8 protein-coding genes are annotated in these 12,498 nt (G+C 62.2%); 6 read left to right on the forward strand and 2 right to left on the reverse strand.

Annotation, left to right across the window (positions count from 1 at the left end; translation table 11 throughout):
* Window positions 1-131: 131 nt before the first annotated feature.
* From P9250_RS05125 to P9250_RS05140, 4 genes are all read left to right on the forward strand, one after another.
* On the forward strand, window positions 132-659 hold the full coding sequence (locus tag P9250_RS05125) for a 2,4'-dihydroxyacetophenone dioxygenase family protein (RefSeq protein WP_310391538.1): 528 nt from the start codon (window positions 132-134) through the stop codon (window positions 657-659).
* Window positions 660-781: 122 nt separating this feature from the next.
* Window positions 782-2,083 (forward strand): MFS transporter, encoded by a 1,302-nt coding sequence (locus P9250_RS05130; protein WP_244829913.1) that lies wholly within the window; start codon window positions 782-784, stop codon window positions 2,081-2,083.
* Window positions 2,084-2,098: 15 nt separating this feature from the next.
* Window positions 2,099-2,827, forward strand: coding sequence for an SDR family NAD(P)-dependent oxidoreductase (locus P9250_RS05135; RefSeq protein ID WP_244829912.1), 729 nt, complete (start codon window positions 2,099-2,101; stop codon window positions 2,825-2,827).
* Between the two features lie 68 nt (window positions 2,828-2,895).
* Complete coding sequence (locus tag P9250_RS05140) at window positions 2,896-3,705, forward strand: IclR family transcriptional regulator (RefSeq protein WP_244829911.1); 810 nt, start codon at window positions 2,896-2,898, stop codon at window positions 3,703-3,705.
* An 11-nt stretch (window positions 3,706-3,716) separates the two neighbouring features.
* Here P9250_RS05140 and P9250_RS05145 read toward each other — a convergent pair whose 3' ends face one another.
* Window positions 3,717-8,744: an autotransporter outer membrane beta-barrel domain-containing protein gene (locus P9250_RS05145; RefSeq protein ID WP_310391541.1), complete on the reverse strand. Its 5,028-nt coding sequence runs from the start codon at window positions 8,742-8,744 to the stop codon at window positions 3,717-3,719.
* 417 nt (window positions 8,745-9,161) lie between these two features.
* The gene (locus P9250_RS05150; RefSeq protein WP_250494359.1) at window positions 9,162-10,499 is read right to left on the reverse strand and encodes an AarF/UbiB family protein; all 1,338 of its coding nucleotides are present in this window, start codon (window positions 10,497-10,499) and stop codon (window positions 9,162-9,164) included.
* 493 nt (window positions 10,500-10,992) lie between these two features.
* Here P9250_RS05150 and P9250_RS05155 point away from each other — a divergent pair, with 493 nt between their 5' ends.
* Both P9250_RS05155 and P9250_RS05160 read left to right on the forward strand, forming a co-directional pair.
* Entirely contained in the window at window positions 10,993-11,385 is a 393-nt protein-coding gene (locus P9250_RS05155; RefSeq protein WP_250468858.1) for a hypothetical protein, read from the forward strand.
* 542 nt (window positions 11,386-11,927) lie between these two features.
* On the forward strand, window positions 11,928-12,338 hold the full coding sequence (locus P9250_RS05160; protein WP_244829907.1) for a hypothetical protein: 411 nt from the start codon (window positions 11,928-11,930) through the stop codon (window positions 12,336-12,338).
* Window positions 12,339-12,498: the final 160 nt, after the last annotated feature.

The following is a 12,498-nucleotide window of genomic DNA, read 5'->3' on the forward strand; positions in this document are numbered from 1 at the left end:
GTCCGCTTTTTTTTCGTCGGTGCGAATCCCTATTTTTAAGCGCGTGATGAATCTTGACAATTTGTTGCAGCCGCGTGAATATCTGTCCATAATTTGGTTTAACCATCCACAATATGGACAAGGAGACGCGAATGCCCGCGCCCAAGAATTCGGCGGATGCCCTCACGCCGTATCAATATCCCAATCCCAAGGAAGCGCAGAAGGAAATCGTCGTAAGTCACGCGATTCCAACCGACGAGCGCGAGTGGGTCCCGCAGGCCGAGAACGTCTGGTTTCGTCCGCTGTGCCTCAATGTGTCGACCGGTTACTGGATGAACCTGCTGCGCGTGCGCAAGTCGGGCGTGCTGTCGCGTCACCGTCATCCGCAAGCCGTGCACGGCATGGTGCTCAAGGGGCGCTGGCATTATCTGGAGCATGACTGGGTTGCAACAGAAGGCAGCTACGTGTTCGAGCCGCCCGGCGAAACGCACACGCTTTACGTGCCCGAAGACGTCGAGGAAATGATCACCTACTTCCAGGTGAACGGCGTGATGTTCTATTGCGATCCGTACGGCAACTACACCGGTTATGAAGACGTGTTCACGAAGGTGGACATGTGCCGCAAGCATTACGAAGCCGTTGGACTGGGCGCGGATTTCGCCGACCAGTTCATTCGCTGAATAACGCTTGATGCAACGGCTTGAAGCAACGGCTTGAAGCACGGTCTGAAGCAACGCAATTCCCGCAGCACCTTTCGCCAACCGAACCGAAGCATAAAAACAAGGCTTTCGGAGGAGACAACATGCAGAGTAAATCGCCGCGCCTGAAGCGCATACAGTGGGTCGCGCTCACGTTCCTGACGCTTGCCGGAATCGTGAACTATCTCGACCGCAGCACGCTTTCCATCGCGAATCATTCGGTCACACAGGAGCTGGGCCTGTCCGCATCGCAGATGGGCTTGCTGCTCTCAGCATTCTCGTTCGCGTACGCGTTTTCGCAGTTGCCCATCGGCGTGATGCTCGATCGCTTCGGCGCGCGCATCATGCTCGGGCTCGGCATGTTCGTGTGGTCGGTGGCGCAGTTGTTCGGCGGCCTCGTCACGACGCTGCATCAGTTTCTCGCGGCCCGCATCGCACTCGGCATCGGCGAGGCGCCTCAATTTCCGGCGGGCGCCAAGGTCGTCAGCGAATGGTTCGCGCAGCGCGAACGCGGCAAGCCGACCGGCATCTTCGTGACGTCGTCGACCATTGGCCCGGCGCTCGCTCCGCCCATTCTCACCGTGTTGCTGCTCAACTTCGGCTGGCGCAACATGTTCGTCATCATGGGCGTACTCGGCATCATGGTGTCGGTGGGCTGGTATGTGGTGTATCGGAACCGCAAGGACATCACGCTCGATGCGCAGGAAGTCGCGCATCTGACCGAAGGCGAACCCGCACAGCGCGCCGAACGCAATATGACGTTCGCGGAATGGCGCGGTCTCTTCGGCAAGGCGACGACCTGGGGCATGATCTTCGGCTTCATGGGCGTGATCTACATGGTGTGGCTGTATCTCACGTGGCTGCCGGCGTATCTCGAACACGAGCGTCATCTGACGATTGCGAAGACCGGCTGGGTCGTGACCATCCCCTATCTTGCCGGCACGCTCGGCATGCTGTCGTCGGGCTTTATCGCCGATGGTCTGATGGCGCGCGGCGTTGCGCCCATTCGCAGCCGCAAGTGGCCAATCTGCTCGGGTCTCATCGGCGGCGCGCTCTTCACGGTGCCGGCCGCGTTCACGCCGAATCTCACGCTTGCCATCGTGTATTTGTCGGCGGCAATGTTCTTCGTCAACATGGCGAGCGGCGCGGCGTGGGCGCTCGTCTCGGTCGCGGCTCCGCGTCATATGGTGGCCTCGCTCGGGAGCATCCAGAACTTCGGCGGTTACTTCGGCGGGTCGTTCGCGCCGTTCATTACCGGGCTCGTGGTCGACAAGACGCATTCGTTCGTCAACGCGTTCCTGATCAGCGCGGGCGTGGCGTTCGCCGCCGCGCTCGTGTACATGTTCGTCGTGCGCTCGCCGATTCAGGATTCCGAGGCGCAAGCCGCCGCCGTTCCCGTCGTCTGATCATTCAAGCTACTCATGACCTTTCAACCTGATCTGTACAAAGGCAAGACCGTCGTCGTGACGGGCGGCACGCAAGGTATCGGCGCGGGCATCGCGCAGGAATTCGCGACGCTCGGCGCGCGCGTCATCGCGGCGGGTATCGCGCCGACGGCAGCGCAGAAGGACGCGCTCGGCGCGGAAATTGAAGTCGCCGCGCTCGATGTCGCCGATGCCGCCAGCACCGCCGATCTTTTCGCGCGTCTCGATTCGCTCGACGTGCTCGTCAACTGCGCGGGCATGATCAAGCGTGGCGACGAGCACGACATCGAAACCTTCGAGCGCGTGATCGCCGTGAATCTCAACGGCACCATGCGGATGTGCTCGGCGGCGCGACCGTTACTCGCGAAAAGCCGGGGATCGATCGTCAACACGGCGTCGATGCTGACGTTCTTCGGCGGCGGTCTCGTGCCTGCGTACAGCGCGAGCAAGGGCGGCGTCGCGCAGTTGACGAAGTCGCTCGCGATTGCTTACGCGGCAGAAGGCATTCGCGTGAACGCGGTCGCGCCCGGCTGGATCGCCACGCCGCTTACGCAGGCGCTGCAGGAGGACGACGGCCGCTCGCAAGCCATTCTCGAGCGCACGCCCATGAAGCGCTGGGGCTTGCCGGAGGATGTCGCGCGCGTGGTGGCGTTTCTGGCGTCGCCGGCGGCGTCGTTCATGACGGGAACGGTCGTGCCGGTTGATGGCGGCTATCTGATCGCCTGACGCGCCAATCGACGGATCACACGGCATGCCGATATACTCGGCGCGCCGTCGCACTCAGGTTTCCAAAAATGTCCGCAGCTTCCGACTCCTCTTCCTCCTCCTTCGACGCGGCGAAAGCCAACGGCACCGCCGCGTTCTCGAAGTTCATGGTGGTGCTGCAACTCATCGCCGATGCCGATGAACCGCCGACCGTCGCCAGCCTCACGGCGGGATCGGGTTATCCGCGTCCGACGGTGTATCGCATCGTCGGCGCGCTAATTGCCGAAGGGCTCGCGGTCGAGAGCGCACGTGGTGGAAGTTATGCGCTCGGCCCGCGTCTGATGTCGCTTGCGAGCCGAAGCTGGGAGCGCTCCGATCTGCGCATCGCCGCCACCGACGCGTTGCAGGCGCTGCGCGACAGTACGCAGGAAACCGTGCATCTCGCCGTGCGCAGCGGCGCGGAGATGGTGTATATCGAAAAGCTCGAAAGTCCTCATGCGGTGCGCATGGCTTCGCGCATCGGCACGCGCGTCACGCTCTATTCGAGTTCGGTGGGCAAGGCGTATCTGTCGACGCTCGGTCGTGCCGAGCGCGATGCGTTGTTGCAAGGCATGGCGTTCGAGCGCTTTACGTCGAATACGATCACCGAGCGTCGCGCGCTCGATGCGGAACTCGATGCCTGCCACGCGCGCGGCTATGCGGAAGACCGCGAGGAAAACGAAGCGCAGATTTTTTGTTATGGCAGCGCGATCGTCGGGGCGAACGGCACGACGCTCGGCTGCGTAAGCGTGAGCATTCCGCTGTTCAGAAAGAGCGCGACGCCTGTCGAAACTTATATCGAACCGCTCAAGGCCGCGTGCCGCGCGATCGGGGAGCGCATGAGTCCGGGTACGCGCTGACGCGCGCGTGCTCACCAGATGTACCGCGCGCCCAGCAAACCCTGATAGCTGCGATAACCGCCGTCGCCTTGCTGGTAGCCGAGGTTGCCCCACAGACGCCAGTTCCGCGCGAGTTGCGCCTGCGCGCCGACCTTTACTTCGAGGCGATTTCTCGGGCCGTCCTGCGACACCACGATCTGATTGAAGGCGATGGAATTGCCGCTCGTGTCGTGCCACCAGTTGACTTCCAGATACGGCAGCCAGCCCGGCGCCGCGGCCGATCCCGGCGCGTGAAAAACGCGCATGCCCACGCGCGTCGTCAGTGCATTGATATTGCCGCCATGGACGATCGTGCCGCCAGACTCCACGTGATCGTCGGCGGCATAGTTCGAATAGATGACTTGCGCTTGCGGCTCGATCAGCACCGGGCCGCTCGACGTCTGACCTACCGCGAACGCCCATCCGCCTTCGACCGATCCGCCCCACGTATGGCTCGCGTAGCTCTCGCCATTCAGTTGCGCGCCCTTGACCGTGTTGTCGAAGTGCGCATATTGCAGCCACGTATCCACGTAAGGTCCGACAGGCGAAAGCGCATTCGCGCGCCAGGTCGCGTAGACGCCGGCGCTCGCGCCGTTCACATTGCCTCGCGCGGTGGCGGGATTGTTACGCGCAGTGGCATCGGTCGTCGACGAGCCATAACCCGCCATGATGCCCGCCTGCCAATGCTGCGCGTTCGACACGCGATGCAGCAAGTCGATGCCCGCCTGAAAGACCGCGGTGTCGGTGGATTCGGCAAGCCGCCCGCCGGCCGCGTTGCCGTCGGTGTGCGCGGCGCGAGTGCGCACCCAGGCCGTCGATTCGTTGCCGCTCATGCCATCCACGGCGAAGGGATCGGGGAAGCCCGCGCGGTCGTGCAAGGTCATGACGAACATGTCGCGCGCCGCTGCCTGATTGCCAAGATAGCCGCCCGGTTCGGGTCGTGGCGCGGGTGTCGGTGTAGGCGACGGTCCGTCCGTCAAGGTTCGCAAATACCAGTTGCCATCGGCGGGTGTGCTCGCGCCGCCTTTGTACAGGTTGTATTCGTATGGACCCGCGACGACGCGGCCATCGAGCGTGAACTGGCCGTTCGACTGACCATCCACCTGAACGATGCGGATTCCGTTGCTCGTTATTGCCCCCGCGCCGCCTGCGTTCCGCACTTTCACGGCGGTCTGACCGGCACTGTCGCCATGCACGATCAGGCGATCTGTCGCGGAACTGTCGCCGCCCAGCGCCGTGCTCAACGTCAGCAATCCGTTGTTGCCGATGTAGTTGCCCGCGACCGTCAACGTACTCGTGGGCGTCGGGCTGCTCATGCGGATTTCGCCGTTGTTCGTCAACGTTCCGCCGATACTGAACGCGCCAGCCGCGGCATTCGCGAAACCGGGCGCTGCATCCGCGACCGCGAGCAATCCGTTGTTCACCACCGCGCCGCCCACGCCGCCATAACCGCCGAATGTCGCGCCCTGCGCCACCGATACTTGCGGCGTGTTCGGCAATTGCGCGTTGTCGGTCAGGATGAGCGCGCCCGAATTCACTTGAGTGGTCCCGCTGTATGTCTGGCTGCCCGGCAGCAATAGCGCGCCAGAACCTTGCTGCGTCAACGCGCCGGTTCCGCTGATCGAGTGGCCATAGACGTAGCGATCGCTGCGATTGAACACCAGCGCGCCGTTGTTGACAATATCGCCCGCGACGCTGCCCGACGCGCCGCCCGTGCCGAGCTGCAGCACGCCTGCGTCAATGGTGGTCGGCGCCGTGTAAGTGTGGTCCGCGCTCAGAATCAACCGGCCGGCGCCGGTTTTCGTAAAGCCGCCCGAGCCGCTGATGACACCGTCGAACACGGTGTTCGTACTGTAATTTGCCGTGAGCGTTGCCGTGCCGAGCGAGACGTTGCCCGCGCCTGCGAGGCTCGTGACCTGCTGATTGAAACCGTTCAAATCGAATGTCGTGCCCGGCGACAACATCACGCGCGAACTCGGCGCGATGACATTCTCCGCTCCGGCTTGCAGCGTCCCGCCTTCGATCAGCGTCGCGCCGGTGTACGTGTTCGCCTTTGACAATTGCAACGTGCCCGCGCCTGCCTTGGTGAGCGTCTTGCCATCCCAGCCCGTCGTCTGATTGGCCGTCTCATTGGCAAGAACGACGTCCATGTCGAACGAATCGCCGGGTTGCACGAGCGTGAAGACGCCGTTCGCCGTCGCGGGCGTCGTCCCGTGCGCGGCATACCACGTGAGCCCGACGCCCACGTTGTAGTTCTGGGCGGTATAAGCGGACGAGAGCGTCAGGAAATCGACGGAACTGGCCGTGCCGCCGATGCGCGTCGATGCGAACGTTCCACTAAGCCCGCCGGGCGTGGTCGCGTGGATTTCCGTGAATGCGCCCGCTGCCAGTTGCGCGGCGCTCGTCGCGGGCGCTGCCGTGTAACCCGCGAGGTTGAAGATCGCGCCAGGACCGATCGATGCCGTGCTCGCCGAGATCACCGGTTCGGCAACCCCCGCAATGCTGGACAGTGTGCCGGTCATGGTGAAGGCGCGGCCGACTTCGAGCTGGCTGCGGCTCGACAGCGCGGTGGTCGCGCCGGACGCGGTCGTCCAGTCGGCCGCAGTCGTGAACGCGCCCGTTTGCAAAAGCCGTAATGTGCCGGCTTCGACGCTGACCGCGCCTTGCGTCGAACCGGAGGCGGCGAGATTCGCCGCGCCGACGCCCGTTTTCAAGAGCGCGCCTGAGCCGCTCAGTGTGTTGAGCATCAGGGCGTCGTTGGCGAAATCCAGTTGCAGGATGGCGTTATTCGTCACCGCGCCTGCGCCGAGCGCGGTCCCGGTTGCCGCGATCAGCTTGCCCGTAGCGATGGTCGTGCCGCCGCTATACGTGCTCGCGCCACTTAGGCTCAGGGTCGCCGGGCCGGTTTTCACCACGCTTCCGCTACCGCCGATCGTGCCGCTGAAAGCGGTATCGGCGAGATTGACGGCGGTGAGCGCCGCACCGCCGAGCGCGACTGCGCCCGCGCCGCTCAACTGGTTGATTTGCTGCGCGAAGCCGTTCATGTCGAGCGTGGCGCCGCTCGCGATGTTGACATTGCTGCTGGTCGCGAGCGAGTCCTTCACATCGGTTCTCAGCGTGCCGCCGTCGATCAGCGTGCCGCCGGTGTGGATTAGCGGCGCCGATACGATCAACAGGCCCGGACCTGTCTTCGTCAAGGTGCGGCCGTCCCAGCCACTCGCGAATACACCGACCCGGTCAGCCAGCGGCACGTCGAGGTTGAAGGTACTCGCGGCATCGGCGAGAGTGAAGGTGCCGTTGGCGATAGCGGCCGGTGCGCGCCACGTCAGGCCGAAGCCAACGTTATAGTTCAGGCCATCGGGGCTTTTCGCGCCGGTGAGCGTCAGGTAATCGGCGGGGCCTTGCGTGCCCGAGAAGCCGACGCTGGCGAAATCGCCCGAGATCCCGCCTGTCGTCCGAATGATGTTGAATTGCGTGCTCGTAAGCGCGCTGGCCGTATTGGGCGCGTCGGCTCCGAAACCGCTCACGGTCAGCGCGCCCCTGAGTGTCGCCGTGCTGGCCGTGATGATCGGCTGCACCTTTCCTATGCCCACGTTCAGCGCCGAGCCTACTTCCTGCGTGAAGTTCGTGGCGATTTGCAGACTCGACTTGTCCGAGATGCTTGTCGTCCCACCGACGCGCGTGGTGTATACGCCGGCGTTGAAGGCACCCGGATGGTCGAAGCCGAGCGTGCCTGCTTCGACAACCACCGTGCCTTGGCTAGAGCCGGCTTTCGTCAGGTGAGTGGCGCCGCTGCCAGCCTGAATGAGTGTGCCGTTGCCGACGATCTGCCCCGCGAAGGTCGCCACCGTATTGCGATTGAAGCGCAGCATGCCGTTGTTCACCACGTCGCCGTCGAGCGAGCCGCCCGCGCTGCCAGTACCGATCGTGAGGCTGCCGCTGTTCTGCACCGTGCTTGCCCCGCCGTGCTGCGTGAGCGTGCCGCCGAGCGTCAGATCGCCGATCACGTTGAGCGCGTCCGGCGTCGTGCCACCTATCGCGATGTTGCCGGTCAGCGTCCAGACGCTCTTCACGCCGGAGGTGAGCTGGCTCAATCCCGGCCCGCGGCCCGTCGCGATGTTCCCGGACTGCACGGCCGAGCCGGTCAACGCGAGCGTGTTTCCCAATCCTTCGATGTCGAGGATATTGTCATTCGCGCCTTGCAGCGACGACCCCGTTCCCAGCGTCACGCGATTGTTCGAACCGACGAGAAGAATCGCCGCCGATCCCGCACTCGCGATTTTGCCGTTATTGACGAGTGTGCTGTCCTGTTGAAGTTGAACACCTGCGCCAACGGTGCTCTGGATGCTTCCGGTCGAGCTGTTCACGACCGACATCGGAAGCGTTCCGGTGTTGACCACGCCAGCCTGATAACCGGTTATCGATCCATCGTTGTTGATGACGACCGAGCCTGTCTCGACGAATATTCCGTCGCCATAGGTCGCATCGCCCACGCCGGAAGCAATCGATGCCTTCGCGTGATTGTTGATGATCACCGTTCCGGTCGAGCCGATATAGACGCCATTGGGCGTTTGCTTGATGGGCCCGGCGACCGCGCCATTGATCGTGCCGAAGTTGTCGAACGTCCCCCCCGACGCGTCGATATACGCGACACCGTGACTGGTTCGTGCGCTTATGTCGCCCCGGTTGATCAGATCGTTGGAATTTCCGCCGCCGTCGAAAAGCACGCCGAACGTATTGCCGAGCAGCGCGCCGCCCGCGTTATTGGTGAGCGTGGCGGGCACATAGAATTTGATCGCGGCCGCCTGGTTGTCGACCGCACTGACGATGACTCCCGCGTTGTTGAACGTGACAGGCGCGATGGCCGTGACATCGATTGCGTTCTCGGACTGCGTTGTGATAGTCGTGCCCGGAGGAACCACATAAGAGCTGTCATCCGATAAGACAGCGCCCGTCGTGCTCGACGCAACCTGTCCCGCTTGGGAGGGCGTCGCGAAGCCAATCAGGGCGGCGGCCGCCAATGGACGCAGTCTCGTGTTGAACGATGCGCAATGACGTGTTCGAGCGCGACGTGTTTTCATGCGAATCGGCCTCGCCCCGGTGCGTCGTGTTCATGCCGGCGTTTGTACAAGTAATACTTCGGCTTATCGTTACGAATCTCCGGTGCTTTACCGGGGTGTAAGCGACCCGTGTCATTCTAGGACACAGTTCCCGATAAAATTCTCGTTACCTAGGATCACTTATGAAATTAGCTTCGCTTATTTTGTTAATGATCGCAGACGTCTTACCGTTCGATGTCATGTCTGCCATGCAGACTCGGAACGCCTGTAGATCGAATCACTCCGCCCGTTTCGATGAAAAGCGACACCGTGCCGAGGCGCGCGAGCCTGCGCATGACCGTCAGCGTGGCCCGCGCATCGCCACGCGGATTGCTTCGCTCACCGCTGCTCCGCACCCGCCCGCTGCGCGATAAGCCGGGGCAAACGCGGCAGCATATGCGGCCAATGAGTGGCTTCGTGCGCGAGCCGCGTCGCGAGACTATGGCAGCCGAACTGATCGCGCGCCAGCCGAGCGATGACCTTGCGCGCGATCTTCCACACGTCGATGTCGGGCGCAACGTCATGCGCCATGTGCTCGACCGCTTCCATCGTGCGCGACAGCAGCATCGCCCGCGACGCGATGCGCCCGTGCGCCGCGCTGTACATGTGCTCGACGGGCGCCTTGCCGATGGCATCGAATAAATGTGCCACGCCCACACCATGCCGCGTGTGCTTCGTGGAGAAACGTTCCGCCTCGCGCCGATACGTGGCCTCGACACGTACTTCGTGATGGATGGAGTGCGTGTCCGGCCGTCCGTGCTCCAGATGCACGCGCGCAGCCGCCTTGTGATCGCCCTGCAATAGCGCATCCGACACGCCGACGATGAACTCGCGTTCGTGCGCGGCGAAAAACATCGTCGGATTGTCGGCTTCGAGGACGATCTGGCCGAATGTGTCGGTGTCGATGCTCACCCGCGCGCCGGCGGCATCGAGTCCGGCGTGATAGAGGCCCGCGCCGAGCGCCATTTCGAAGAACGCTTCGATGAGGGTCGCAATGAGATCGGCCTGATCCAGTCCGTGACGCGCGAGCGCTTGCGCGTCCGAAAGAGAAATGGTCGCGATGGAACGCGTGGTCAGAACGGCGTCGTTGCAAAAGTCCCAGAGCACTTCCGGCACGGCGAGCCGGTTATCGTCACGCAACCGGTAGCGCAAAAAGCTCTGGTCGGCGGCGCGCTGGCGTAGGTCGATCATTGCGTCGACGGTTTCGGTGACGCGACGCACCCATTCGGACGGATGCATGTCGCGCGCCTTGGCCGAACGGCGTTCCGCAAAACGCGCGGCGGCGAGCGCGAGATCGAGATCATCCGCGAGTTCCTGGCGTGCATCCGGACGCAGGAGCGTGACGCGCACCGCCATTTCGCCGATGCGCGCCGCATGCGTCTGCTCCGCGATGCCCGAGCGCAGCGGCGCGGCGCTCACCTGCGTCAGCGCAACACCTTGCGCGCGCAGGGCGGCGGCGGACACATCGCGGAACTGCGTGGCATCGTACGGCGTGAAAAGCCCGTCCATTTCAGTCAGCGCAACGCGCACCGCCGTTTCCGCCAGCGCCGGATGACGTGCGAGCGCGCCGGACGTCGCGTTCAGGACGCGCGGCAACTGCCGCAGCACGGGCAAGCTCGACGCGAGCGGCGCGGCACGCGCTCCATGTAGCGCGAAGAAGCGGGCGACACGCTGCATCGAGGCACCATCCTCGCTATGGTGACTTTCCCGTATGAATGCACGGCCTAGGCGCCAAAGGGTGGCGAGTCGTCGCATGGCAGAGTCGGGCTCGCTTAGTAAGGTTTAAGTTCGCAAACGTGCAATAGACATGCCTTGATGCAGGCATTTGAAACGCGTTTTGTCTTCCATGTGTAACACGTTTCAGCCAGCCGTGCGTGTGCTTGGCTTTGTTGCTAGTCGCCTCGAAAGTCGATGGCCAGCTTCTTACCGTCCCGTTTTTCATGTGCTAATTTTATTTAGTACGAGGGATTCGCGAACCTCGTCGAACGCGTCGAAGCGACGGCGACATCTTGAGCAGTCCGTTGGTCGAAGCCGGATCGCGCATGTTTCACCCGCTCTTTCGACAATTCGCTCCGTTGCATCGAGCGATTCGGATACTCGGATGTGTCTCATTAGATTCTTAAGCCCGATCGAGTTTAATGACACTCATCCCAAGCAAACAAGGTCAGCGATGAAAGCCCCTCAAGTCACGGTAGATGCGCAAGGCAACACGATTGTTTCCCACTCGACACCTATCAGCGAGCACTGCAAGAGCCGCGTGCGTTTGCTTGCATCGCTGGTCGAGATGATTGCCGCGCCCGGTGCCTACGAGCAATTCGCAATGTTTTCGGACGTCATGCAGCGCGATCTTCTGCATCTCATGCACTCGCTTGCGGAAGAACAAATGCCGCTCGTCGAGGCGCTCGAAAAACACACGGCGCAGGTTTATTACGAGAAGGGCATGAATGCGGCGCTCGAGCATCGCAGTCGTCAGCAACAAGCGGAAATCGCTGAACCGCCGCCGGTCGAATCAACGGACTACCCGCACATTTCAATGCCGGCTTTCGAAGAAGTTCGGCATTAATAAGGCAGTGTTGTCGTAGTTGCAAATGGAAGGATGGATCGTTGAAGCAGTTGAGGTGGCATCGGATGCAAACCGGTACTAGCATTTTGAAGCACCGGTCGCATCCGCAGTACGCGGTAGTCGAGTAGTGTCGGAAGTAAAGCAGCAGCAGTACGAGAAGTGAGCAGTAACTGTAGCAACGCAGTACCAGTAGCATCTGAAGCACCCGCAGTATCCGCAGTACGAGAAAGTGAAGCAGTATCAGAAGCAAAGCAGCACCCGTAGCAAAACGCAGTACGAGAAAGTCAGCAGTACCCGAGCCCCTGCCCTAAGCCAGCAGGGGCTTTTTTCATTTTCGCGTCCGTTTTCAGCGCACCGTTACTTTGTATTATTTTGTCGGCACATGCTGCACATAAATTTCGATACGGTATCGTAATCCCTGCTAGCAACACGTTAGCAATATAAAGAACGACGAAGCCGCGTACTTCATCGAAAAATCATGCTGAGAGGCACTTTTGAGCGCCAGCAATATCATTCCCATCCGCACAAAAGACAGAGGCGCCATGCAGAACCAGGCCGAACAACCAGTCGAGCAAGCCATGTATATCCTCGGGCAGATCGGTGCCGTAATCTGTCACGACCATGGGCCGCGTCCCAACACATCCATCCTTACCAAGATGGCCTCGCGTCCCGCCGAAGGTCTGTGGTTCGCGGTGGCGCGCATGGACGAATTGTGTCCGCCGCAACGCGGTTCGAGACGCACGCTGCTTCGCTGGAAGCATGAGGAAATCGGACGTCTGAGCCGTCTGTTACCGCATCCGCTCCCGGCGGATGCCTGCGCCAAAACCCAGATGCCCTTCTGGGCCGGCTATTGTCAGTACTGGGAAGACGTGCTCAAGCAGCATGTGCAGCGCGACATCGACAGGCTGAGCATCGAACTCAATGGATTGCAGCGCAAGAGCGCGAACCTGTGAGTCGCCGCGAGCCTCGACAGCGTCAGGTTGCGGCCCAGCGGCAACTCGGGCACACTCGCGCGCTCGCCCGCGGCAGTCGATCACCCTTGAGGAATGCTTCCTTGCCGTGCTCGAACGGCATGCCGCGTCGCACTGCATCGGCGTGCTCAGCCCGAGTTTC

Source organism: Caballeronia sp. LP006, from assembly GCF_031450995.1.
Lineage (GTDB): Bacteria > Pseudomonadota > Gammaproteobacteria > Burkholderiales > Burkholderiaceae > Caballeronia.

Bases quoted from the DNA above. Each gene is read 5' to 3' on its own strand.
- P9250_RS05125 (WP_310391538.1), top strand. From the start codon at position 132: ATGCCCGCGCCCAAGAATTCGGCGGATGCCCTCACGCCGTATCAATAT.
- P9250_RS05150 (WP_250494359.1), bottom strand. From the start codon at position 10,499: ATGCAGCGTGTCGCCCGCTTCTTCGCGCTACATGGAGCGCGTGCCGCG.
- P9250_RS05155 (WP_250468858.1), top strand. From the start codon at position 10,993: ATGAAAGCCCCTCAAGTCACGGTAGATGCGCAAGGCAACACGATTGTT.
- P9250_RS05135 (WP_244829912.1), top strand. From the start codon at position 2,099: ATGACCTTTCAACCTGATCTGTACAAAGGCAAGACCGTCGTCGTGACG.
- P9250_RS05130 (WP_244829913.1), top strand. From the start codon at position 782: ATGCAGAGTAAATCGCCGCGCCTGAAGCGCATACAGTGGGTCGCGCTC.
- P9250_RS05160 (WP_244829907.1), top strand. From the start codon at position 11,928: ATGCAGAACCAGGCCGAACAACCAGTCGAGCAAGCCATGTATATCCTC.
- P9250_RS05140 (WP_244829911.1), top strand. From the start codon at position 2,896: ATGTCCGCAGCTTCCGACTCCTCTTCCTCCTCCTTCGACGCGGCGAAA.